The 26,902-nt window shown below is 62.9% G+C and carries 6 protein-coding genes; all 6 read left to right on the forward strand.

Annotation, left to right across the window (positions count from 1 at the left end; all coding sequences use genetic code 11):
* Positions 1 to 90: 90 nt before the first annotated feature.
* The 6 genes from J0G10_RS10590 to J0G10_RS10615 all read left to right on the forward strand — a co-directional run bounded on the left by J0G10_RS10590 (position 91) and on the right by J0G10_RS10615 (position 26,836).
* Positions 91 to 1,263, forward strand: a complete 1,173-nt coding sequence (locus J0G10_RS10590; RefSeq protein ID WP_220558404.1) for an MFS transporter — start codon at positions 91 to 93, stop codon at positions 1,261 to 1,263.
* Positions 1,264 to 1,335: 72 nt separating this feature from the next.
* Positions 1,336 to 2,076, forward strand: a complete 741-nt coding sequence (locus J0G10_RS10595) for a thioesterase II family protein (protein WP_095047700.1) — start codon at positions 1,336 to 1,338, stop codon at positions 2,074 to 2,076.
* Between the two features lie 39 nt (positions 2,077 to 2,115).
* Positions 2,116 to 3,099 (forward strand): TauD/TfdA family dioxygenase, encoded by a 984-nt coding sequence (locus J0G10_RS10600; RefSeq protein WP_095047699.1) that lies wholly within the window; start codon positions 2,116 to 2,118, stop codon positions 3,097 to 3,099.
* A gap of 178 nt (positions 3,100 to 3,277) precedes the next feature.
* Positions 3,278 to 6,679, forward strand: coding sequence for a non-ribosomal peptide synthetase (locus tag J0G10_RS10605; RefSeq protein ID WP_220558405.1), 3,402 nt, complete (start codon positions 3,278 to 3,280; stop codon positions 6,677 to 6,679).
* Positions 6,676 to 14,502, forward strand: a complete 7,827-nt coding sequence (locus tag J0G10_RS10610) for a non-ribosomal peptide synthetase (RefSeq protein ID WP_220558406.1) — start codon at positions 6,676 to 6,678, stop codon at positions 14,500 to 14,502. Before J0G10_RS10605 ends, J0G10_RS10610 begins: the two co-directional genes overlap by 4 nt.
* 13 nt (positions 14,503 to 14,515) lie before the next feature.
* The gene (locus tag J0G10_RS10615) at positions 14,516 to 26,836 is read left to right on the forward strand and encodes a non-ribosomal peptide synthase/polyketide synthase (RefSeq protein WP_220558407.1); all 12,321 of its coding nucleotides are present in this window, start codon (positions 14,516 to 14,518) and stop codon (positions 26,834 to 26,836) included.
* Positions 26,837 to 26,902: the final 66 nt, after the last annotated feature.

Genomic DNA, 26,902 nt, shown 5'->3' on the forward strand with positions numbered 1-26,902 from the left:
GATGGGGGCTTCACATTCCACCAACAATTCCGCGCTTCCACGCCACCCGACCCTATGGCAACTTGGCGGCCCTTGATGAGGCTGCAGTCCATGGCAAACCCCTACCGCGAATTGTTCAACGCCCCCGGCGCACGGAATTTTGTCCTGGCCGGAATGATCGCGCGCATGCCGATCTCCATGACCGGTATCGGCGTGATCACCATGCTGTCGCAGTTGAAGGGCGGGTATGCGCTGGCCGGCGCGGTGGCGGCAACCTTTGCCCTGGCCACAGCGTTTTGCGCGCCGCAGGTATCGCGTCTGGTTGACCGTTATGGGCAGCGACGCATTCTGCCGGTATCGGCATTGATCGGCGGCGGGGCACTGCTGATGTTGCTGCTGTGCACGCGGTTGCAGGCGCCGAACTGGACGCTGTTTATCTTTGCCGCGCTGGCCGGGTGCATGCCGAGCATGTCGGCGATGGTGCGGGCGCGCTGGACGGAGATCTATCGCGGCCAACCGCAGTTACAGACGGCTTATGCGCTGGAGTCAGTACTCGATGAAGTCTGCTTTATCGTCGGTGCGCCGCTGTCGGTGGGGCTGTGCGTGACGCTGTTTCCCGAGGCCGGACCACTGGCGGGACTGTTGATGCTGGCGGTCGGCGTCACCGCGTTTGTCGCCCAGCGCAGTACCGAGCCCTCGGTGCATCCGCATGAGCCACACCATCAAGGCTCGATCATTCGCTCCACGGACATGCAGTGGCTGCTGTTGTTGATGACCGCCATGGGCGTCATCGTCGGCGTGATCGATGTGGTCAGCGTCGCGTTCGCCCAGCAACAGGGGCAGCCGGCGGCAGCGAGCATCGTGTTGTCGGTGTACGGAATCGGTTCTTTCCTGTCCGGTATCGCGTTCGGTGCGATGCGCTCGAAGCTGCCGTTGCCGCAGCTGTTTTTGTACGGTGGAGTGGCGACGGCGGTGACGACATTGCCGCTGTTGCTGGCGAGCAATATTGTTGGATTGTCGGTGGCGGTATTCGTCGCCGTGCTGTTCTTCTCACCGACGCTGATTGTGGCGATGGCGTTGATCGAGCGCATTGTGCCGCCGGCCAAGCTCACTGAAGGCCTGACCTGGCTGGTGACCGGTTTGAGTATCGGCGTGGCGGTGGGCGCCGCCGGCGCAGGTGCGCTGGTCGATGCCTTCGGCGCGCGCAGCGGCTTCTGGCTGGCGATTGCTGCCGGGGCGGTAGTCCTCGCATCGGCGGTGCAGAGTTTCCGTCATTTGAAGTGATCGGCTAACCGACTAATTCCCGCGCTATCTCATCCGTTCTCTTTTACAGATAACCCTATTGAGGTAAACGCGGTGACAAAGCTGACACTGCTGTGCCTGCCCTATTCGGGCGCCAGCGCCATGGTCTACAGCCGCTGGCGGCGCCAACTGCCGTCGTGGCTGCACTTGCAACCGGTGGAATTGCCCGGGCGCGGTGCCCGTTTCGACGAACCCCTGCAGATCGACATGCGTGCGTTGGCCCGGCAACTGGCCCGCGAGCACAAGGCTGGCTTGCAGGCGCCTTACGCACTGTTCGGGCATAGCCTCGGCGCGCTGCTGGCGTGCGAGATGGCGCATGCCTTTCGCGAACTCGGAGTACCGGAACCGGTGGCGTTGTTCGCTTCCGGTACTGCTGCGCCGACGATGCGCAGTGACTACGATCGCGGCTTTGCCGAAGCGCGCAGCGATGAGGAATTGATCGATCAACTGCGCACTTTTCAGGGCACCAGCGAAGAAGTGCTGGCCAACAAAGAACTGATGAGCCTGACCCTGCCGGTGCTGCGCGCCGACTTCATGATGTGCGGGCGTTTCACGCCGGCGCAGCGGCCGTTGCTCAATTGCCCGGTGCACGTGCTGGGCGGCAAGGAAGACCGCGCGACCACCGAGCAACTGATCGGCTGGAGCAAGGAAACCCTGGGCAGTTTTTCCGTGGACATGATGACCGGTGGGCATTTCTTCATTCATGAACACGAAGCCCGGGTCATCCGCACGATCAAGACCCATCTGGAAGTCCATCACCGCCGTCATGCGCAGGCTACGGCACCGGCGTTTTAGCGCGCGGTTCACCTATCGAGTGATTACAGGAGGCCAGTCATGGCTGTTGCTGTGGGATTTTCCGTTCGGCCACTGCTGCCGCAACGGGGGCGCTTGCCGTTGTTGGTGGAAGCGACCGATGCGGACACTGACTTGTTGGCGGTGTTCGATGAATTGAAAGAACTGGTGGACGAGCATCTGCTGCGCGACGGCGGGCTGCTGTTTCGCGGCTTCCGTCTGAACGGTGCCGAACAGTTCCGGCAGTTTGCGGCCAGTTTTGGCCATCCGTTGTTGAACTATGAATTCGGCTCGACGCCGCGCACCAACGTGACGCAGGGCGTGTACACCTCGACCGAATACCCGGCGCACCAGAGCATTCCGCTGCACAACGAGCAGGCTTATTCCCGCGACTGGCCGATGAAGATCTGGTTCTACAGCATGATCGCCGCCAAGTCCGGCGGCGAGACGCCGATTGCCGACAGCCGTGAAGTTTATCGGCGCATTCCGTTGGCAATTCGCGAGCGCTTCGTCAGCAAAGGGCTGATGTATGTGCGCAACTTCGGCAACGGCTTGGATGTGGCTTGGGAAGACGTGTTCAACACCGACGATCGCGAGGTCGTCGAGGCCTACTGCAAGGCTCACGGCATTGTCTGCGAATGGAAGGACGACGGTGAATTGCGCACCCGCCAGACTTGTCAGGCGGTGGCGGTGCATCCGGTGACCGGCGACAACGTCTGGTTCAATCAGGCGCACCTGTTCCACATTTCCAACCTGCAAGCGGAAGTGCGCGAAAGCCTGCTCGATATCGTCGACGAAGAGGACTTGCCGCGTAACGTCTATTACGGCGATGGTTCGGCGATTGAAGACGAGGTGCTGGCGCAGATTCGCGCGGTGCTCGATGAGTGCGCGATCAGTTTTCCTTGGCAGGAGGGCGATGTGCTGATGCTCGACAACATGCTCTCGGCGCACGCGCGTTCGCCATTCGAGGGGCCGCGCAAAGTGATTGTCGCCATGGCTGAAGGGCATTCACAGGGGCCGCTCTGAGCAATCCCCACGCCTGGTGGTAAAGCAGCCGAAGCCGGTCTCGTACCGGCTTCGGCGTTTGTGTGCCTACCGTCGGGCCGCTGTTGCGCCAGCGCGCTAAATCATCGCGTTTGTCATTCGTTCTTGTTGATACGACCGGGTCTCCTGGTCACGCCGCCGATCAGCAAGGACCCCATGCATGAATGCCGCAGACGCCCAGAAACTAGCCCGTCGTTTTATCGAACTGCCACAGGACAAACGCCGTTTGTTCCTCGCCGGCATGGCCCGTGAGGGCATCGATTTTGCGCAGCTTCCCATGACTGCCTGTGACGGAATCGCCGAGCGCGACGGGCTTTCGTACGCCCAGCAGCGGATGTGGTTTCTTTGGCAACTGGACCCGCACAGTGCCGCTTACAACTTGCCGATGGCGGTGCGCCTGACGGGCGACCTGCAAGCGCAGGCGCTGGAGCAGGCGTTCAGTCTACTGGCGGCGCGGCACGAGTGCTTGCGCACCACCTTTGGTCAGGAGGGTGAGCGCGCGTTTCAGCGTGTCGCCGAACCGCAGCCGTTGAAACTGCCGATCACTGATCTGAGTGCGCTGCCCGAGACCCGGCGCTGGCCACTGGCGCAACAGCACATGATGGCTGAGGCCGCTCAGGCCTTCGATCTCGAGAACGGTCCGCTGCTCAGCCTGCGCCTGTTGCGTCTGGCCGAGCAGGAGCATGTGTTGCTGCTGACCTTGCACCACATCATCGCCGATGGCTGGTCGATGAATATTCTCATCGATGAATTCATGCGCACTTACGATGCTCTGGTGGCGGGGCGCGAGCCGTCATTGCCGGCACTTACCGTGCACTACCGCGATTTCGCCCTGTGGCAACGCAGTTGGCTGGAGGCCGGTGAGCGCGAACGTCAGCTGGATTACTGGCGCACGCAATTGGGCGACGAGCATCCGCTGCTTGAGCTGCCGACCGATCGTGCCTATCCGGCGCAATCCAGTCATCAGGGCGCGCGTCTGGAAGCGGTGATCGACGCAGCGCTGCGCCAAGAGCTGAAAAGCCTCGCGCAACGTCAGGGCGTGACGCTGTTCGTGGTGCTGTTGGCGGCGTTCAAAACGTTGTTGCATCGCTACAGCGGCCAGACCGACATCCGCGTCGGCGGGTTGATTGCCAACCGTACGCGCAGCGAAACCGAAGGGCTGATCGGCTTCTTCGTCAACACGCAGATCCTGCGCAGTGAAGTCACCGCACAAACCCGTTTTGCCGATCTGTTGCAAAGCCTGCGTCAGGCTGCGCTCGGCGCCCAGGTTCATCAGGATCTGCCGTTCGATGCCTTGATCGAAGCCTTACAACCGGCGCGCAGCCAAAGCCACAACCCGTTGTTCCAGGTGATGTTCAGCCACCAGCCGCTGGTGACCGACTTGCACGATGTGCAACTTGAGTCCGGTTTGCAGGTGGGCTATTTGACTGAGGAGCAATTGGCCGGCAGCGGTCGCCAACATGCCGCCACCAGCGACCTGATGCTCGACACCCGCGAGGAGGGCGAGCAGTTGTTCGCGGCGTTCACCTACGCCACCGATATTTTTGATGCCACCACCATTGCTGCTATGGCCGGGCATTGGCGCAACATCCTCGCGTCCGTGTGCCGCGATCCGCAGCAAATCGTCGGCGAAGTCGAACTGCTGGCGGAGGCGGAACGTGCACAACTCATTCAGGCCACCGAAGCAGAACCTGTGTTCGCCAGCGTGCAGACCCTGTTCGAAGCGCAAGTAGCGCGCACGCCACAGGCATTGGCAGTGATTCTGGCGACCGAGCCGTCGCCGGCACTCAGCTATGCCGAGTTGAACACCCGCAGTAATCGTCTGGCCCATCAGTTGCGCGCTCGCGGTGTCGGCCCTGATGTGCTGGTCGGTGTCGCGTTGGGGCGCTCGCTGGAACTGGCGGTGGCGTTGCTGGCGGTGCTCAAGGCCGGCGGCGCCTACGTGCCGCTGGATCCGCAAACCCCGGCCGAACGCTTGCGCCATGTGCTAGATGACAGCGGTTTGAAATTGCTGCTGACCGATCACGCCAGCCTCGCCAGCCTGCCGGATCTGGATGGCGTCGATTGCCTGTGCCTGGAGCAACTGGCCGAGAGTGATCGGGCCGACAATCTGCCGGTGACGGTCGCCGCGCAAAACCTCGCCTATGTGATCTACACCTCCGGTTCCACCGGGCGCCCGAAAGGCGTCGCGGTCAGTCATGGTGCGCTGAGCGAGTTCATCGCCCGCGCCATTGATTACAGCGACCTGCGTGAAGGCGATCGCGTTCTGCAGTTCGCCACCAGCAGCTTCGACGGCTTTGTCGAGCAGTTTTTCCCGCCGCTGTGCCACGGCGCCGCAGTCGTCCTGCGCGATGCGCGGTTGTGGGACAGCGCGGCGTTGCATCAAGTGATTGTCGATCACGGCATCACCTTGGCCGACTTGCCGGCGGCTTATTGGTATTGGCTGGTGCAGGAATTTGCCGCTAATCCACCGAGCGGCTTCGGTGCGCTGCGGCAGATTCACGTCGGCGGCGAAGCGATGGCGGTGGACGGTTTGCGCTTGTGGCAACAGGCCGGTTTGGGCCATGTGCACTTGCTCAATACCTACGGGCCGACCGAGGCCACGGTGGTGTCGAGCATTCACGATTGCACGGCATTGACGGCAGACGCCGTGTCGTGGCGCGGCATCCCGATCGGCCACGGTCTCGACGCGCGCCGTTTATACGTGCTGGACGATGATTTGAACCTTCTGCCGCAAGGCGCGGTGGGTGAGTTGTACATCGGTGGTCCGGGCCTGGCGCGGGGTTATCACCGCCAGCCGATGCTCAGCGCCGAGCGTTTTATCGCCGACCCGTTTGCCGATGGCCAGCGCCTGTATCGCACCGGTGACCGCGCGCGCTTGCGACCTGACGGAGCCGTGGAGTACATCGGTCGGGCCGATCATCAAGTGAAGATTCGCGGTTTCCGCATCGAGTTGGGCGAAATCGAATCGCGCCTGCAGCAATGCTCTGGCGTTCGCGAAGCCGTGGTGCTGGCGGTGCCGCTCAGCGGCGGCCAGCAACTGGTGGCCTACGTAGTCGCCGATCACGCCTCGCTCGAAAACGCCGCGACGCAAGCGGCGTTCCGTCAGCAAATTCGCGCTGCCCTGCAAGCCAATCTGCCGGACTACATGGTGCCGGGCCACTTGCTGTTGCTGGCGAACCTGCCGCTGACACCGAGCGGCAAGCTCGATCGCAAGGCCTTGCCAGCGCCGGATTCGGCGCAGTTGCAGGGCGATTATCGCGCCCCGCAATCGGACGCCGAGCTTTGTCTGGCGCAGATCTGGGCGGATGTCCTGCAAGTTTCGCGGGTGGGTCTGGACGATCACTTTTTTGAACTGGGCGGCCACTCGCTGTTGGCCGCGCAAGTGATCGCCCGGGTGAAAAGCCAGCAGGGCGTGGTGCTGCCGCTGCGCAGCCTGTTCGAGAAACCTGTGCTGGCTGATCTGGCCGCCGTGCTGGCGCAACTGGCTGATGGCGCAACGAACGACGACTGGTCCGACATGGATCAGTTCATGAATGCTTTGGAAGGAGAAGAAGTATGAGCGGCACCATGGCGGAACGTATCGCGAAGAGGTTCGTCGGCTTGCCGCTGGAACAGCGCCGGCTGTTTCTGGCCAAGCTGCGCGCAGACGGCAAGGACTTCAGCCTGTTGCCGCTGCCGGTCAGCCGTCACGATGTCGCGCCGATTCCATTGTCGTTCGCTCAGCAGCGTCTGTTGTTTCTCTGGCAACTCGAACCGCAAAGCGCCGCTTACAACATGGCCGCCGGCCTGCGCCTGAACGGGCGTCTGGACGAAGCGGCGCTGCAGCGCTCCTTCGATCATCTGGTGGCGCGCCATGAGGTCCTGCGCACGGTGTTCCAGACTGACGGTGATCAGCCGCATCAGGTGATCCTTGAACAGCAACCGCTGGCCGTGGAGCGTATCGACCTGACCCGCCTGCCGGCAGCAGAACGCGAGCAAGCGTTGGCGCAACAGGTGCAGACCGTCACTGCAAGGCCTTTCGATTTGCGCCACGGGCCGCTGCTGCGCGCCAGTCTGTTTGCCCTGGCCGACGAGGAATTCGTGCTGGTGGTGAGCATGCACCACATCGTCTCTGACGGCTGGTCGATGGACGTGATGGTCAAGGAATTCGTCCAGTGCTATCAGGCGTTCAGCCTCGAACGCGAACCGCAATTGCCGGCGCTGGCGCTGCAATACGCCGACTATGCGATCTGGCAGCGCCGCTGGCTGGAAGCCGGCGAGGGCGAGCGTCAACTCGATTACTGGCGCCAGCAACTGGGTGAAGAACATCCGCTGCTGGAAGTGGCGCCGGACTTTGCCCGGCCACTGACGCAAAGCTTCGAAGGCCAGACCCTGAGTTTTGATTTCGGTGCGCCGCTATCCCTGCAACTCAACGCCTTCGCCCGTAGCCAAGGCATCAGTCTGTTCATGCTGGTGCTGGCCGGGTTCTCGCTGTTTCTGTCGCGGCAGGCCGGGCAGCGCGACATTCGTGTCGGCGTGCCGAATGCCAACCGTGGCCGTGCTGAAGTCGAAGGGCTGATCGGCTTTTTCGTCAACACCCAAGTGCTGCGTTGCGAGGTGGATGAGCGCGGCAGTTTCGAGGATTTGCTGGCGCGGGTGCGTGAAGCTTCGTTCGGCGCGCAGGCGCATCAGGAGTTGCCGTTCGAGCAACTGGTGGACGAATTGGTGGCTGAACGCACCCTCGGCCACAACCCGCTGTTCCAGGCCAAGTTCAACCAGAACGTCGGCATGCAGAAACAGCGCGCGATGGCTCTGCCAGGGCTGACTGTCGCCGAGTATCCGCTGGACAAGGACGGCACCCACTTCGATCTGGCGCTGGACATCACCGATGACGGCACGCTGATTCACGGTCAGATGACCTATGCCAGCGACCTCTATCGCCCGCAGACCGTCGAAGCTTTCGTGCCGGCCTTGCTCGGTCTGTTCAGCGAATTGCTGAAAGCGCCGCAGGCACCGTTGCACAGTGTTGCGTTGATCTTGCCAGCACCGCTCCCGGCACCCGCCGAACCGGCGTTGATGGTGTTGCAGCACTGGGATCGTGAAGTCGCGCGCCAGCCCGAAGCATTGGCCGCGCGCGACTTGAATCAGGCCTTGAGTTTTCAGGCGCTGGATCAGGCGGCCAATCGACTGGCCCATCATTTGCGCGCCCAAGGCGTGCGCGACGGCCAGCCGGTGGCAGTGCTGATGGAGCGTTCGCTGGACTGGCTGACTTCTGTGCTGGCGATCTTCAAGGCGGGCGCGGTGTACATGCCGCTGGACGTCAAGGCGCCGGACGCACGCCTGCAGCAGATGCTTGGCGCTGCGAAAGCACGGCTGCTGTTGTGCGCCGAAGGCGATGCGCGAGTCTCCGCGCTGGCGGTCGATGGCTGTCAGGGCATCGCCTTTGCAGCGCAGCAGTGGCAGTCAATGCCGGACACTTGCCCAGCCGTGACGCTGTGCGCGCAATCACCGGCGTACGTGATTCACACCTCCGGTTCCACCGGGCAACCGAAAGGCGTACTGGTCAGCCACGGTGCGCTGGGCAGTTATGTGCGCGGTGTGCTGGAACGGATGGCGCCGACGGCGGACAGCAGCATGGCGCTGGTCTCGACCATTGCTGCGGATCTGGGCTTTACCGTGCTCTTCGGTGCGCTGTGTTCCGGGCGCCTGTTGCATGTCTTGCCGGAAGAATTGGGCTTCGATCCGGACCGCTTTGCCGAGTACATGGCCACGCATCAAGTGGGCATGCTGAAAATCGTCCCGGGCCATCTGGCCGCGTTGTTGCAGGCCGCGCGGGCTGCCGACGTGCTGCCGGAACACGCGTTGATTGTCGGCGGTGAAGCGTGCTCGCCGGCGCTGGTCGAGCGCGTGCGCCAGCTCAAACCGGGCTGCCGCCTCATCAACCACTACGGGCCGAGCGAAACCACGGTGGGCGTGCTGGCCCATGAAGTCGGTGATCTGAGCCTGACGCGCAGCGTACCGGTCGGTAGCACACTGGCCGGCGCTCACGTTTACGTGCTCGACGATGTGCTGAACAACGTCGCCGATCAGGTGGCTGGCGAGTTGTATATCGGTGGTGACAGCGTGGCGCTGGGCTACCTGAATCAGCCGGGGCTGACGGCCGAGCGCTTCCTGCCCGATCCGTTTGGCGCGCCGGGTGCGCGGGTGTACCGCAGTGGTGACCGGGTACGCCGCAATCGTCAGCAAACGGTGGAATTCATCGGCCGCGCCGACGATCAGGTCAAGGTGCGCGGTTATCGCGTGGAGCCGGCGGAAGTCGCGCGGGTGTTGCTGGGCCTGGACGGTGTCAGTGAAGCGGCGGTGCTGGCGCTGTCACTGGATGACGACCCGACGCGTCTGCAACTGGTCGCGTGGTGTGTGCCGGCGGCGGGGCTGACCTTGCAGGCGCAGGCGCTGCGCGAGCAATTGCAGGCGTGCCTGCCGGATTACATGGTGCCGGCGCAGATTGTGCTGCTGGAAACATTGCCGCTGACGGCCAACGGCAAGCTCGACAAGCGTGCTTTGCCGGTGCCGGGCGTGGTCACTCAGCACTTCGTCGCGCCGCAAGGTGAAGTTGAAGAGAAACTCGCGGCGATCTGGGCCGATGTGCTCAAGCTTGAACGCGTGGGCAGCAGCGACAACTTCTTCGAACTGGGTGGTGATTCGATCCTCAGCTTGCAGATCATTGCCCGGGCCAAACGCCAGGGCATCAAGCTGAGCCCTAAGCAATTGTTCGAAAAACAGACCATCGGCCAACTGGCCGCCGTGGCTAAACTGATCGAAGCCAAGCCCGTCACGGCTGCGGCACCTGCTGCTCGCGGGCCGTTGCCATTGTTGCCGATTCAGGCGCGGTTCTTCGCAACCCCGATTGCCCAGCGTCAGCACTGGAACCAGTCGGTGATGTTGCAGCCGACCACGCCGCTCGACGCCGCGCATCTGCGCACGGCGCTGGCCGCGCTGATCGAACAGCACGACGCATTGACGCTGAATTTCCAGGCATCCGGCGACGTCTGGCAGGCGATGCCGCAGACCCAGCGTGATCCGCAGGTGTTGTGGGTGCGCGAACTGAGCAGCGTGGACGCGTTGCCGGCACTCGCCGACGACGCCCAGCGCAGTCTCGATCTGCAACAAGGTCACTTGGTGCGGGCGGTGCTGGTGAACCTGCCGAACGCTGAGCAACGCCTGTTGCTGGTGATTCATCACCTGGTGGTGGATGGCGTGTCGTGGCGCATTCTGCTGGAGGATCTGCAGCTCGCTTACGCCGCTTTGGCGGCGGGCACGCCGCTGGTCTTGCCGGGCAAAAGCAGCTCGCTGCACAGCTGGGCCGAACATCTGCAGCGTTACGCGCAGAGTGAGGCGCTGGCTGCTGAGAGCGCCTACTGGCGGCAAACCCTGGCGGCGGGCGACGCGCAACTGCCACGGGATTTCCCGCAGGACACCCAGACCCGCGCACAAGCGGCCCGGGCCAGCACGCGCTTGAGTCAGACGCTGACGCACAAACTGCTAAAAGTGGCGCCAGCGGCGTATCGCACGCAGATCAATGATCTGTTGCTGACGGCCCTGGCGCGGGTGTTGTGTGACTGGAGCGAACAGCCTTCGGTACTGATTCAGCTCGAAGGTCATGGTCGTGAAGACTTGTTCGACGACATCGACCTGAGCCGCACCGTGGGCTGGTTCAGCAGCTTGTTTCCGGTGTGCCTGACCCCTGAATCGACGCCGGGTGCGTCGCTGTGCGCGATCAAGGAACAGTTGCGGGCGGTGCCGGGCAAAGGCATCGGGTTTGGCGTGCTGCGTTACTTGAGCCAATCCGCCGAGTTGCAGGGATTGCCGCAGCCGCGCGTGACCTTCAACTACCTCGGCCAGTTCGACGGCGCGTTCAACGCCGACGCGGGTGCGCTGTTCGTGCCAAGCGGCGAAAGCACCGGCGCTAATCAGGACGCGGCAGCGCCGCTGGGTAACTGGCTGAGCGTTGACGGTCAGGTCTACGGCGGTGAGCTGGAATTGACCTGGACCTTCGGCAGCGGCATGTATCGCGCAGAAACCGTCGCGGCGCTGGCCGAAGCCTACCGGCGCGAGCTGGAGCGTTTGATCGAACATTGCTGCGACAGTGGCGAGGCGGCTGTGACGCCGTCGGACTTCAGTCTGGCAACGCTGACCCAGGCACAACTGTCGGCGCTGCCGATCCCGGCCCGCGACATCGTCGACCTCTATCCGCTGTCGCCGATGCAGCAGGGCATTCTGTTCCACAGCGTCAACGATCCGGACAGCCCGGCGTACACCAATCAATTGCGTGTGGATGTGCAACAACTCGACGCCGAGCGCTTCCGTCTAGCCTGGCAGCAAACCGTTGATGCCCACGAGATCCTGCGCACCGCATTTGTCTGGCCACAAGACGCTGGCGCCGCAGTACAAGTGGTGCGTCAAAGTGCGCAGATGCCATGGCGCGTGCAGGACTGGCGCGGTCGTGCTGACCTCGGCACGGCGCTGGAGCAACTGGCCAGCGAGGATTTGGCCAACGGTTTCGACCTGACTGGCGCGCCGCTGTTGCGGGTGACGCTGGTGCGCACGGACGAGGCCACGCATCACCTGATTTACACCTGCCATCACATCCTCATGGACGGCTGGAGCACCTCGCAGTTGTTCGGCGAAGTGCTGCAGCGTTATGCCGGCCTGACCCCAGCGGTCGGGCAGGGGCGCTATCGCGATTACATCGAATGGCTGGATCAGCGCGATCAGCAGGCCAGCCGCGATTTCTGGACGACAGCCCTCGCTGATCTTGATGAGCCGACGCGTCTGGCCAGTGCCGTGTCGGGCGGGCAGCACGCGGCCAGCGGTTACGTCGATCACGCGCATGTATTCAGCGAAACCTTGACGGCGGACTTGAACCGCTTCGCCCGCGAGCAGAAAGTCACCCTCAACACCTTGGTGCAAGCGGCGTGGCTGGTGCTGTTGCAGCGTTATACCGGGCAGGACCATGTGGCCTTCGGCGCCACGGTTGCCGGGCGTCCGACGGATTTGCCGGGCGTCGAGCAGCAGATCGGTCTGTTCATCAACACCTTGCCGGTGGTCGCGGCGCCGTCCGCCGAGATCGTCGTCAGCCAGTGGCTGCAACAGGTGCAGGACGTCAATCTGGCACTGCGTGAACACGAGCACACGCCGCTCTACGACATTCAGCGTTGGGCCGGTGCCGGTAACGGCGCGTTGTTCGACAGCATTCTGGTGTTCGAAAACTACCCGATGGCCGAAGCGCTGCAACAAGGCCCGGCCACCGGTCTGAAGTTCTCGGCGATTCGTCGTCAGGAACAGACCAACTACCCGTTGACGCTGGTGGCGGTCACCGGGCGTGAGCTGAGCCTGGGGATCAGTTACGACCGGGCCAGTTTCGATGCGGCCGCAATCAGCGGTTTGAGCGCGCAACTGGAGAGCCTGCTGACGCAGTTCCTCGCCGATGCTTCTCTGCCGCTGGGCGATTTGCAATTGCTTGCAGAACCGCAGCGTCAACAAGCCATCGCTTGGGGCAAGGCTGACCTCACGGCAACGGACGCGCGCACGGTGCTGGAACACCTCGCCGCGCAAGTGCAGCGCCAACCGCAAGCGCATGCGGTGCTGTTCGCCGAACAACAGATCGATTACCAAAGCCTCGATACTCGGGCCAACCGTCTGGCGCACAAGCTGCAGGCACTGGGTGTCGGACCGGAGGTGCGCGTCGGCGTGTGCATGCGACGCACGCCAGATATGCTCGTGGCGTTGTTGGCCATTCTCAAGGCCGGTGGCGCGTATGTGCCGCTGGATCCGGACTACCCGCAGGAACGCTTGCTGCACATGCTCGATGACAGCCGCGCCGCCGTGCTGATCACCGAACCGGCCGCACTGGCGCTGCTGCCTGAAAACTTGAGTGCGCAGGTGTTGTTGGTGGAAGAGGGCGCGTTGAGCGCGTTCCCGACAACGGCACCGCTGGCGAATGTCACTGCGCAGAATCTGGCGTACGTCATCTACACCTCCGGTTCCACCGGCAAACCGAAAGGCGTAGCCATCACCCACGGCAACCTGTCGGCGCTGATTCAGTGGTCGGCCGGGGTCTATCGCGAAGAACAGTTGCGTGGCGTGCTGGCGTCGACGTCGATCTGCTTCGACCTGTCGGTCTGGGAGATTTTCGTCACTCTGGCTTGCGGGGGTTGCCTGGTGTTGGCGGACAATGCGCTGGTGCTGGCCGATTTGCCGGCCCGCGAACAGGTCACCCTGATCAACACGGTGCCGTCGGCGATTGCCGCGCTGCAACGGGCCGGGCAGATTCCACATTCGGTGGCGACCATCAATCTGGCCGGTGAACCGCTCAAACAGAGCCTGGTCGACACGTTGTACGCGAGCACGTCGGTGCAACAGGTCTACGACCTCTACGGGCCGTCGGAAGACACCACCTATTCGACCTTCACCCTGCGCACCCCGCAGGGGCAGGCGAACATCGGCCGGCCGTTGCCGAACACCGTGGCCTATCTGCTCGACAGCCAGTTGCAAGTACTGCCGAGTGGCGTGCCCGCCGAGTTGTACCTGGGCGGTGCCGGTGTCACCCGGGGTTATCTGATGCGTGCGGCACTGACCGCCGAGCGCTTTGTGCCGAACCCGTACGCCAGCAACGGCGAACGCCTGTATCGCACCGGCGATCTGGTACGCCAGGGCAGCGATGACAACATCGAGTACATCGGCCGGGCCGACCATCAGGTGAAGATTCGCGGCTTCCGTATCGAACTCAGCGAAATCGAAGCGCGACTGCTGGAGCAGGACGACATCCGTGAAGCGGTGGTGCTCGCTCAGGACGGAGCCGCCGGCAAACACCTGCACGCCTATGTGGTGGCGGCGCAGGCAGTGGTCGATCAACCGGTGTTGGCGGAACACTTGCGCAATGCACTGGCCAGTCGCTTGCCGGCGCACATGGTGCCAGGCCACTTGCACCTGATCGACGCCATTCCGCTGACTCCCAACGGCAAGCTCGATCGCAAGGCGCTGATGGCCTTGGGCGACGGCCCGACGCAGCAGCACTATCAGGCGCCGCAAAGCGATTTGCAGTGGGAGGTGGCGACGATCTGGCAGGAGGTGCTGGAGGTCGAGCAGGTGGGCCTCGCGGACAACTTCTTCCAGCTCGGCGGGCATTCGTTGCTGGCCACGCTGGTGGTGACCCGGATCAAGGAGCGTCTGGGCGACAAGGTGCCGCTTAAAGAGTTGTTCGAAACCGATACCCTCAAGGCGTTCTGCGCGCGAATCGAGGCTCTGCGCGTCGAAATGTCGCCCGTTCAGGATGAATTGGCTAAATCCCTGGAGGCCCTCAAACGTCTATCCCTCGATGATCTGGAAAAACTGATTTCTTGAGAGGGAAAAACGCGTGCAAGAGTTAATCGAGTCGGTAGGACAACTTTCGGCTAAGCAAAGAAAGGCTCTGGCGGTTCTGCTCAAGCAGAAAGGCGTCAACCTCTTTGACATTGCCCCGGTTTTCAAGCGCACGGCTGAAGAGCCGTTGCTGCTCTCCTACGCTCAGCAGCGCCAGTGGTTTCTCTGGCAGTGGGCGCCGCACAGTGCGGCCTACAACATTCCGACGGCCCTGCGTTTGCAGGGTCCGCTGGATGTCAGCGCGCTGGAGCGCAGCGTCCAGGCGCTGATCGAACGACACGAAACCTTGCGCACGGTGTTCTCCCAGGAAACCGCGCAACCCTTGCAAGTGGTCCTGCCCGCAGGGCCCTTTGCACTGGAGATCCATCAACTGAGCGCTGAGCTGGCCAACGACGCGGATGCCTCGATCCAGGCGTTCGTACAGACCCAGAGCCAGAAAACTTTTGACCTGCAGCACGGCCCGCTCTTGCGCGCAGCGCTGCTGCAAGTCAGCCCCAATGACCATGTGCTGGTGCTGACCCTGCACCACATCGTCTCCGATGGCTGGTCGCTGCAAGTGATGATCGAGGAACTGGTGCAGCTCTACGCCGGTTTCAACCTCGATCACGACGCCGGTCTGCCGGCGCTGCCGATTCAATACGCCGACTACGCCTTGTGGCAGCGGCAGTGGATGGAGGCCGGTGAACAGGAGCGGCAACTGGCCTACTGGCAAGAGAAACTCGGTGGCGAACAACCGGTGCTGGAACTGCCGATGGATCGCCCGCGCACCATCGAGCAAAGCTTCGCTGGCGCCAGCCATAACCTGATTCTCGACCCGGCGCTGAGCAACGCGCTCAAAGCCTTCGCCCGGCAAGAAAACGTCACCCTGTTCGTGGTCTTGCTGGCCTCGTTCCAGGCCTTGTTGCATCGCTACAGCGGTCAGGCCGACATCCGCGTCGGCGTGCCAAATGCCAACCGTGGCCGGGTAGAGATCGAGCGGCTGATCGGCTTCTTCGTCAACACTCAGGTGCTCAAGGCCGACATCGATGGGCAGATGTCCTTTGTCGATCTGCTGCGTCAGGTCAAACAGACCGCGCAAGAAGCGCAGGCCCATCAGGACTTGCCGTTCGAGCAACTGGTCGAAGCGCTGGAACCGGGCCGCAGCCTTAGTCACAGCCCGCTGTTCCAGGTGATGTTCAACCATCAGGCCGAGCGCCGCGTGAGTGTCGAAACCCGTTTGAATGGCCTGAGCATCGAGCCACTGGAATGGCAGAGCCAGACCGCGCAGTTCGACCTGACCCTCAACACCACCGAACAAGCCCATGGCATCGAAGCCGTACTGAAATACGCCACCGATCTGTTCGACGCCGCGACCATTGAGCGTCTGGCACAACACTGGAACGCGCTGTTGCAGGCCATCGTCGCCGAGCCGACCCAGCGCATTGGCCAGTTGCTGATGCTCGATGCCGGCCAGCAGCAACAATTGCTCGCGCAGTGGAATCCTCAGCGGGTCGAGCAACCGCTTGAGCAGTGCATTCACCAAGCCATTGAAGCGCAGGCCGAGCGTTATCCCGGCGCGATCGCCGTGACGTACGACGGGCAACGCCTGACGTACGCCGAACTCAATCGCCGCGCCAACCAGTGGGCGCATGCGCTGATCGCGCGTGGCGTTGGCCCGGACGTGCGTGTTGGTGTCGCGGTCGAGCGTTCGCTGGACATGATTGTCGCCATCCTCGCTGTGCTTAAGGCCGGTGGCGCTTATGTGCCGCTGGATCCGGGCTACCCGGATGATCGCTTGAGCTACATGATCGAGGACAGCGGCATCGAGCTGCTGCTGACCCAGGGTCATCTGCTCGCGCAACTGCCGGTACCGTTGGGGCTGGCGTGCCTCGATCTGAATCAGACCCCAGAGCCCGACAACGAAACCAACCCGCTGTGCCTGACCACGTCGGACAGCCTGGCGTACGTCATTTACACCTCCGGTTCCACCGGTAAACCGAAAGGCGCATTGCTGCCGCACGGCAACGTCATGCGGCTGTTCAGCGCCACCGAACACTGGTTCGATTTCGGCCCGCAGGACAGCTGGACGCTGTTCCATTCCTACGCCTTTGACTTCTCGGTTTGGGAGATTTTCGGCGCGCTGTTGTATGGCGGCAAACTGGTGGTGGTGCCCCACGACGTCAGCCGTTCACCGGAGGATTTCTACACGCTGCTGTGCGATGAAAACGTCACCGTGTTGAACCAGACGCCGTCGGCGTTCAAGCCCTTGATGCAGGTCGCCAGCGAGTCATCGCGCAACAACGCTCTGCGCTACGTGGTGTTCGGCGGCGAGGCGCTGGAAGTGCAGAGCCTGCGCCCGTGGTTCGAACGTTTCGGCGACCGTGCGCCCACGCTGATCAACATGTATGGCATCACTGAAACCACCGTGCACGTGACCTACCGGCCGTTGTCGATGGCCGATCTTGAACAAAGCCACAGCAGCCCGATTGGCGAGCCGATTGTCGACCTGTCGTGGTACTTGCTCGATGGCTCGCTGAACCTGGTGCCACAAGGTTGCATCGGTGAGCTGTACATCGCCGGTGCCGGTCTGGCCCGGGGTTATCTGAATCAGGCCGGCATGACCGCCACACGGTTCGTTCCCGACCCCTTCAATCCGCAGGCCGGCGAGCGCTTGTATCGCACCGGCGACCTGGCGCGGCTGCGCGGCGACGGGGTGATTGAGTACATCGGTCGTATCGACCATCAGGTGAAGATTCGCGGTTTCCGTATCGAGCTTGGCGAAATCGAAGCGCAACTGCTCAAGCACGCCGACGTGCGCGAAGCGGTGGTGCTGGCGGTCGACGGTATCAGCGGCCAGCAACTGGCAACCTGGATCGTCGCCAACGAGGCGCTGGATACCGAAGGGCAGGGCGCACTGCGCGATTCGATCAAGGCGCATCTGCGCGAAACCCTGCCGGATTACATGGTTCCGGTCAGTTGGGCGTTCCTTGAACGCCTGCCGCTGACGGCCAACGGCAAACTCGATCGCAAGCAACTGCCGCACCCGGAAGTTGCGCAGGCGCAGGAAGTCTATGCCGCACCGCGCAACGAACTGGAACAGCGTCTGGCCGAGATCTGGCAGGACGTGTTGAAGGTCGAGCGTGTCGGCCTCAACGACAACTTCTTCGAGCTGGGCGGCGACTCGATCATTTCGATTCAGGTGGTCAGCCGCGCGCGTCAGGCGGGCATTCGCTTCACCCCCAAAGACATCTTCCAGCATCAGACCGTGCAACGTCTGGCGACCGTCGCGCAACAGAGCGACGCGGTGCAAATGCAGCAGGGCGAAGTGCTCGGCGACGCAGTGCTGACACCGATCCAGCATTACTTTTTCAACAGCGACATTCCGGCGCGGCATCACTGGAACCAGTCGATCCTGCTGACCCCGGCCAGCGCACTGCACGCGGCGCCGCTGGAGCAGGCGCTGGTGCAGTTGCAGCGCCACCACGACGCCTTGCGCCTGCGTTACCGGCAAACCAACGATGGCTGGCAGCAGAGCCACGCGCCGGCGGATCAGGCGCAAACCTTGTTGCGCACGGTCACCCTGGACGACAGCGCAGCATTGCCAGCGCTGTGCCTGGACTTGCAACGCAGCCTCGATTTGCTCGATGGTCCGCTGATTCGTGCAGTGTTGGTTGACTTGCCGGACGCCACTCAGCGTCTGCTGCTGGTGATCCATCACCTGGTGGTCGATGGCGTGTCGTGGCGGATTCTGCTGGAAGATCTGCAAAGCGCTTATCAACAACTGAGCAGCGGTCAGGCTGTGCGTCTGCCGGCCAAGACCAGCGCGTTCAAGGATTGGGGCGAGCGTCTGCAGAAGCATGCCCGTAGCGCTGAACTGGAAAGCGAACTGGATTACTGGCGCGGGCAACTGCGCGATGAGTCGGTCGAACTGCCGCTGGACAACCCGCATGGCCAGTTGAGCAACCGTTTCGAGCGCAGCGTCGATACGCGTCTCGACGGCGAACGCACTCGCCAGTTGCTGCAACAGGCACCTGCGGTTTATCGCACCCAGGTCAACGACCTGCTGCTGACCGCGCTGGCCCGCGTGCTGTGCCAATGGACGAACACCGATAGCGCCCTGGTGCAGCTTGAAGGCCATGGTCGCGAAGACCTGTTCGATGACGTCGACCTCAGCCGCACGGTGGGTTGGTTCACCAGCATGTTCCCGGTGCGCCTGACCCCGGACGCCAGTCTGGAAACCTCGATCAAAGGCATCAAGGAGCAACTGCGCGCGATCCCGAACAAAGGCATCGGTTATGGCTTGCTGCGTCATCTGGGCAGCGCCGAGTCGCAAGGGGTCTTGAACGAACTGGCGCAACCGAAGGTGACGTTCAACTACCTCGGCCAGTTCGACAACAACTTCGATGAACACGCCCTGTGGGTGCCGGCCACTGAAGACAAGGGCGCCGGTCAGGACGAAAACGCGCCGATGGCCAACTGGCTGACCATCGATGGCCGGGTTTATCAGGGCCAGTTGAGCCTGACCTGGACTTACAGCGGCGATGTCTTTGAAGAGGCGACCATCAACGCGTTGGCCCGCGCTTATGAAGTAGCGCTGAGCGAGTTGATCGACCATTGCCTGAACCATCCGAGCGGCGGTTTGACGCCATCGGACGTGCCGTTGGCCGGGTTGTCCCAGGCGCATCTGGATAGCTTGCCGATCGCTGCCCAGCGCATCGAGGACATCTATCCGCTGGCGCCGATGCAGCAAGGCATCCTGTTTCACAGCCTGTACGACGCCGATGCCAGCGCCTATGTCTATCAGATGCTGCTGGATATCGACGGCCTCGACGTGGCGCGTTTCCAGCAGGCCTGGCAGCGCGTGGTGGATCGCCATGAAGTGCTGCGCGCCGGTTTTATCTGGGGCCGCGATGGCCTCGATGCGCCGCTGCAAGTGATCAATCGCCAGTTGACCCTGGAAATGCCCGAAGTCGATGTGCGCGGTGTGGCGGACTTGCCGGCCGTGCTCGAAGCGCGGGCGCAGGCTGATCGCGCACGCGGTTTCGATCTGCAGAACCCGCCGCTGCTGCGTCTGTGCCTGCTGCGCACCGGCGATGACCGCCATCGTTTGATTTTCACCTGCCACCACATCCTCATGGATGGTTGGAGCAACTCGCGGATGTTCGGCGAGGTGTTGCAGGATTACGCCGGTCAGCCGGTACCAAGCGCGCAGGGCCGTTATCGCGACTTCCTCGTCTGGCTGCAAGGTCAGGACAAGGCGGGCGCAGAGGCATTCTGGCGCGGACAACTGGCCGCACTGGACGAACCGACCCGACTGGCTTCGGCCTGTCACGGGCGTACCGTGCCGGGGCCTGGCAAACAGATGCATCGCCTGCATTTCGACCAAGCCTTCACTCAGCGCCTGAACGGTTTCTCCCGTCAGCAGCAAGTGACCCTCAACAGTCTGGTGCAAGCCGCGTGGTTGCTGGTGTTGCAGCGCTACACCGGCCAGGCCACGGTAGCCTTTGGTGCGACTGTGTCCGGACGTCCGGTGGATCTGCCGGGCATCGAGCAGCAATTGGGTCTGTTCATCAACACCTTGCCGGTGATCGCCAGCCCGCAAGCCACGCTCAGCGTCGGCGACTGGGTGCGCAGCGTGCAGGACAAAAACCTGTTGCTGCGCGACTACGAGCAGACGCCGTTGCAGGACATCCAGCGTCTGGCCCAGCTGAGCGGCGAAGCGTTGTTCGACACCTTGCTGGTGTTTGAAAACTATCCGGTGTCCGAAGCGCTGGAAGCCAATCCGGGCGGTCTGCGTTTCGCTGGCCTGGAGCATCGCGAGCAAACCAACTACGGCCTGACCCTGATCGCCGGGGCCAGCGATGTCTTGAACCTGGACTTCAACTACCTCACCGAACACTTTGCCGAACGCAGCGTGCTAGGTCTGGCGGGGCATCTGGAAGAAGTGCTGCGTCAATTCATCGAGGCGCCGCAGCGTCTGCTCGGTGAGACCGGCCTGTTGCCACTCGCCGAACGCCAGACCCTGGCGCAATGGAACGACCATCAGGCCGCGTATCCGGCTGAGCGGTTGATCCCGCAAAGTTTTGAACGTCGCGTCGCGGCACATCCGCAGGCACTGGCGCTGAGTCATGCCGGCGTCGCCCTGAGCTATGCCGAGCTCAATCAACGCGCCAACCAGTTGGCTCATCATCTTGTCGCACTGGGTGTCGGTGCGGAAATCCGTGTAGGCGTGGCGATGCCGCGTTCGGCGGAGCTGGTCATTGCCCTGATGGCGGTGCTCAAGGCCGGTGGCACCTATGTGCCGCTGGACCCGGATTACCCGGCGGATCGCGTGGCCTACATGCTCGACGACAGTCAGGCGAAAGTCTTGCTCACGCAGCAGTCGCTGCTGGCGCAACTGCCGCAGACCGATGCGCAGGTGGTGCTGGTCGAGGCGGGTGGTGCAGCATTTGCCGAGCAGCCTGCGGACAATCTTGCTGCGCGCGGGGATTCGGCCAATCTGGCCTACGTGATCTACACCTCCGGTTCCACCGGCAAGCCGAAAGGCGTGGCCATTGCCCATCGCAACGTGCAGGCGCTGATTCACTGGTCCGCCGAGGTCTACAGCGAAGACGATCTGCAAGGTGTACTGGCGTCGACGTCGGTGTGCTTCGACCTGTCGGTGTGGGAGATCTTCGTCACCCTCGCACGCGGCGGCTCGATCGTCATGGCGCGCAATGCCCTGGAACTGCCGGACTTGCCGGAGCGCGATCAGGTGCGCCTGATCAACACCGTGCCGTCGGCGATTGCCGCGCTGCAACGCACCGGGCAAATTCCGCCGGGCGTGCGCATTATCAACCTCGCCGGCGAGCCACTGAAGCAGAGCCTGGTCGACACGCTCTACCGCGAGACGGCGGTGGAGCACGTCTACGACCTGTACGGGCCGTCGGAAGACACCACCTATTCGACCTGCACCCGCCGCGAACTGGGTGGTCTGGCGAACATCGGCCGGCCGCTGGTCAACACCACGGCGTACCTGCTCGATGGTCAATTGCAGCAAGCGCCGCTGGGCGTGGCGGCCGAACTGTACCTGGCCGGCGACGGCATCACCCGTGGCTATTTGTTCCGCCCCGGCCTGACCGCCGAACGTTTCGTGCCCAATCCATTCTCGAGCAGCGGCGAACGCATGTACCGCACCGGCGACCTGACTCGCTTCAGCGATGACGGCCGGATCGAATACGTCGGCCGCATCGATCATCAGGTCAAGGTGCGCGGTTTCCGCATCGAACTGGGTGAAATCGAAGCGCGTCTGCTCGCTCAGGACAGCGTGCGCGAAGGCGTGGTGCTGGCGGTGGATGGCCACAGCGGTCAGCAACTGGTGGCGTATGTGGTGCCGAGTGACAGCAGCCTCAGCCTCGAACAATTGGACGATCTGAGTGAAACGCTGCAGGCCGCGCTGAAGGCGCACCTGCCGGAATACATGGTGCCGGCGCAGTGGCTGTTCCTCGAACAGTTGCCGCTGACACCGAACGGCAAACTTGACCGCAAAGCCTTGCCGGCAGCGGACCTCAGCCAGTCGCAGCGCGAATACGTGGCGCCGTCGACGCCGCTGGAGCAGCAACTCGCCGAGGTCTGGCAGGACATTCTGAAGATCGAACGGGTCGGCGTGACCGACAACTACTTTGCGCTGGGCGGCGATTCGATCATCTCGATTCAACTGGTCAGCCGTGCGCGCCAGCAGGGGATTCGCTTCACCCCCAAAGACCTGTTCCAGCAGCAGACCGTGCAGAAGCTCGCCGCTGTGGTTGCGCTCGAGTCGTCGACCGACGAGGCGCCGGCGGATTATCCGCTGGCGCAACTCGATCAGGCGCAGCTCGATGCGTTGCCGGTGCCGGCCGACCAGATCGAGGATGTCTACCCGCTGTCGCCGATGCAGGAAGGCATGCTCTTTCACACGCTGTCGGATAACGGCAGCAGCCTTTACGTGCAACAGGTCAGCCTGCCGATCAAGGGCCTGGACGTGGAACGCTTCCGTCAGGCGTGGGAATTTGTCATCGCCCGTCAGGCGATTCTGCGCACCAGTTTCCATTGGCAGGACGGCCTGGCCAAACCGTTGCAGGTGGTGCATCGCCATGCGCCGTTGCAAATGCAGGTACTTGATTGGCGTGATCGGGAGACGAGCGAGGAACTGATTGCCGAGTTCGCCAGCGCTGACCGTGCGCTCGGTTTCAATCTGGCCGAAGCGCGTTTGTTGCGGGTGACCCTGCTGCGCCTGAGCGAAGATCAGTACCAGATGATCTGGACCAGCCACCACATTCTCATGGACGGCTGGAGCAGTTCGCGGCTGTTCGGCGAGGTGCTGCAGTATTACGCCAAGGGCGAAATCATTGGCGAGAACGGTCGCTACCGCGACTTCATCGCCTGGCTGCAGGCGCAGGATCAGGACGCCCAGGAATTGTTCTGGAAGGCGCGTCTGGCGGCCGTCAACGAGCCGACGGCACTGAGCCAGGCGATGCACCCGCGCCACAGCGCCGATGTCGCCGGTCACGATGCAATCTATTCGAACTGGGATAAAGCGCAGACCGCGCGGCTGTTGCAGTTCTGTCGCGACCTGCGCATCACCCCCAACACGCTGATTCAGGGTGCATGGTTGCTGCTGTTGCAACGCTACACCGGGCAGCAGACGGTGACCTTTGGCGCCACGGTGTCGGGGCGTCCGGAAAGTCTGGCGAATGTCGGCAACATGCTCGGTCTGTTTATCAACACCTTGCCGATCATTCAGACCCCGCAAGCCGATCAGCGTCTGGCTGACTGGCTGGGCGAAGTGCAGGCCTACAACCTCGACATCCGTGATTATTCCCAGGCGCCGCTGGCGGATGTACAGCGCTGGTCCAGCCTCGGTGGGCAGGCGTTGTTCGACAGCATCGTGGTGTTCGAAAACTTCCCGATCGACGATCGCTTGCAGGAAGACAACGACACCGATCTGACCTTCGGCAAATCCATCGGCCATGGCGTGACCAACGTGCCGATGGACCTCGCGGTGATGCTCGGCGACGAGTTGTCGATCGAATACCTGTACCTGCGCAGCCACTTCAGCGCCGAGGCGGTTGTCGGTATTCGCCAGACCATGGAAAACACCCTCGCCGCGATGCTGGAGGCGCCGTACGAACGCCTCGGTAATTTGCAGCGCCTGAGCGGCGAGCAATGGCAAGCGGCGCAAGCCTGGAGCGCTGAACCGGCACACACCCATCAAGCCGCGCTGTTGCCGGAACTGATCAGTCGTCACGCGCAACAGCAGCCGCAGGCCATCGCCCTGCAATGCGCCGGAATGAACCTGACCTACGCCGAACTCGAGCAACGCGCCAACCGACTGGCGCACTGCCTGATCGAACACGGCGCCGGGCCGGAAGTGGTGATCGGCGTGGCCTTGCCACGCTCGCTGGAAATGGTCGTGAGCTTCCTCGCCGTACTCAAGAGCGGGGCGGCGTACGTGCCGCTGGACATCGACTATCCGCCGGAGCGTCTGGCCTACATGATCGAAGATTCCGGCATGGCGCTGTTGCTGACCCAGAGCAGTCTGCGCAGCACGTTGCCGGCGCCGCAAGGCCTGCTGCGCCTGGAAATCGATCACCTCGATGAAAGCCGCTACGCCGACCACGCCCCCGAACGTCGCGTGCAGGAGCAGGGCCTGGCCTATCTGGTCTACACCTCGGGTTCCACCGGCCGGCCGAAAGGCGTCGCGGTGACCCAAGGCCCGCTGAGCATGCACTGTCAGGCCATCGCCGAGCTGTACGAAATGGACGCCAGCAGTTGCGAGCTGCACTTTATGTCGTTCGCCTTCGACGGGGCCCATGAGCGCTGGTTGAGCACCTTGTACAGCGGCGGTCGTCTGCTGATTCGCGACGGTTGCCTGTGGACGCCGGAGCAGACCTATCAGGCGCTGCACGACTACGGCATCACCATTGCCTGCTTCCCGCCGGCCTATCTCAAGCAACTGGCCGAGTACGCGGCGGCCAGCGGTATTGCGCCGCCACCCGTGCGCATCTATTGCTTCGGCGGTGACGCGGTGCCGGATCAGACCTTCGAGCAGGTCAAAGCTGCGCTGCGTCCGCAGTACTTCACCAACGGCTACGGCCCGACCGAAACCGTGGTCACGCCGATGCTCTGGAAAGTCCCGGTCAGCCAGCATTGCGAAGCGGCGTACGCGCCGATCGGCCGCGCCGTGGGGGCACGCTCGCTGTACGTGCTGGACGAAGACCTGAACCCGCTGCCGCCAGGCTTTGCCGGTGAGTTGTACATCGGTGGCTATGGCGTCGCCCGGGGTTATCACGGCCGTCCGGACCTGACCTGCGAGCGCTTCGTACCCAATCCGTTCGCGGCGGGCGAGCGCCTGTATCGCAGCGGCGATCTGGTGCGTTTACGCGCCGACGGTGTGGTCGATTACGTCGGCCGTATCGACCATCAGGTCAAGGTGCGCGGCTTCCGCATCGAACTGGGTGAAGTCGAGGCCAGTCTGCGCCAGTTGCCGTCGGTGACTGATGCACTGGTGATCGCCCGGGACAATGCCTCCGGCAAGCAACTGATCGGTTATGTGGTCACCGCGACCGGTGCAGACATCGGCGATGAACTCAAGGCGGGCCTGCGCGCCTCGTTGCCGGAATACATGGTGCCGGCGCAGATCGTCTGCCTGAACGCTTTCCCGGTAACGCCTAACGGCAAGCTGGATCGCAAGGCGCTGCCGGAACCGGAATTCAAAACCGAAGAATACGTCGCCCCGCGCAATGAGCAGGAAAGCCTGCTCGCGGACATCTGGGCGCAGGTGCTGCAGGTCGAACAAGTGGGCATCAGCGACAACTTCTTCGAACTGGGCGGCGATTCGATTTTGAGTTTGCAGGTGATCTCCCGCGTCAGAAACCACCCGACGTTGCAGATGGATCTCAAGCTGCGCGACCTGATGCGTTATCAGACCATCGCCGGCATCGTCGAGCAGGAAGCGGCGAAGGAGGGCACGGCACAACCGCAGACGGACGTCACGCACGTGGCCGCCGAGGGCTTGTTCAATCTCTTGCCGATTCAGGAGTGGTTCTTTGCTGAAGGCATGGCCGAGGCGCATCACTACAACCAGTCATTGCTGTTGAGCGCGCGCCAGCCGCTGGACCTCGATGCGCTCGAGCAGGCACTGGGCTGGATCGAGCAACATCACGACTCGTTGCGCCTGCGTTTCTCCCACGAAGGCGGGCGCTGGATGCAGCGTTACTGCGACCTCAGTGAACAGGGCGAGACGTTGCTCTGGCGCCGCGAGGCGGACAACAGCGAGCAGGTCGAAGCCTTGGCCAACCTTGCCCAGCGCAGCTTGAAACTCGATGACGGGCCGGTCTGGCGGGTGATGCACGTCGCCTTGCCGGATGGCCAGGCGCGCCTGCTCGTGGTGATTCATCACTTGGTGGTCGACACCGTGTCGTGGCGAATTCTGCTCGACGATTTGAAAGTGGCGTACGAGGCGTGCGTGCAGGGGCTGCAACCGAAACTGCCGATTCGCACCAGCAGTTACCGATCGTTCGCCGAAGCCTTGCAGGCGCAGGCGCCGGTGATTGCCGAGCAGGAGCTGGGGTATTGGCTGGAGCAACTGGATCAGCCGGGCGTCGACTTGCCGTGCGACAACCTGCGCGGCAAAAACCTCGTGCGTCAGCAGGCGCAGGCGCGGCTCAAATTGTCTCGCGAGCACACTGAACAACTGCTCAAACAGGCCCCGGCGGTGTATGGCACGCAGATCAACGACCTGCTGTTGTCGGCGCTCAGCCGTGCCCTGTGCCGCTGGAGTCAACAACCGTCGGCACTGATCCTGCTCGAAGGCCATGGTCGTGAAGATCTGTTCGAGGCCATCGACCTGAGCCGCAGCCTGGGCTGGTTCACCAGCATGTTCCCGGTGCGTTTGCGCCCCGACAGCGACGACATCGGCCAGTCGATCGTCAATGTGCAGGCACAGTTGGCAGCGGTGCCGCAGAAAGGCATCGGCTATGGCGTGCTGCGGCATCTGGCAGGCGCTGAGGTGTCGAGGCAACTGGCCGAGCTGCCGCAAGCGCGGGTCACGTTCAACTACCTGGGGCAATTCGACCAGAGCTTCGACGAGCAGGCCCTGCTGGTGCCGGCGCTGGAAGAAACCGGTGACAACTACAGCCTCAAAGCCAATTTGGGCAACTGGCTGGAAATTGTCGGCCAGGTCTATGACGGTCAGTTGGCCTTGCGTTGCATCTACAGCAGCCAGCGTTATCGCGCCGGCACCATGGATGCCTTGATGAGCGATTACCAGCGTGAGCTGGAAGCGTTGGTCGAGCATTGCATGGCACGCGCGGGCTGATCGCCACACGTTCAGTCATCTTCGGGGGCGCTGCCGCGGCGCGCCCCTTTTTTGCCGATACAAGGA

It is taken from the genome of Pseudomonas germanica (genome assembly GCF_019614655.1).
Classification (GTDB): domain Bacteria; phylum Pseudomonadota; class Gammaproteobacteria; order Pseudomonadales; family Pseudomonadaceae; genus Aquipseudomonas; species Aquipseudomonas neuropathica.

Excerpts from the sequence above, each read along its gene's own strand:
- J0G10_RS10605 (WP_220558405.1), top strand. The coding sequence starts at position 3,278 with ATGAATGCCGCAGACGCCCAGAAACTAGCCCGTCGTTTTATCGAACTG.
- J0G10_RS10590 (WP_220558404.1), top strand. The coding sequence starts at position 91 with ATGGCAAACCCCTACCGCGAATTGTTCAACGCCCCCGGCGCACGGAAT.
- J0G10_RS10600 (WP_095047699.1), top strand. The coding sequence starts at position 2,116 with ATGGCTGTTGCTGTGGGATTTTCCGTTCGGCCACTGCTGCCGCAACGG.
- J0G10_RS10610 (WP_220558406.1), top strand. The coding sequence starts at position 6,676 with ATGAGCGGCACCATGGCGGAACGTATCGCGAAGAGGTTCGTCGGCTTG.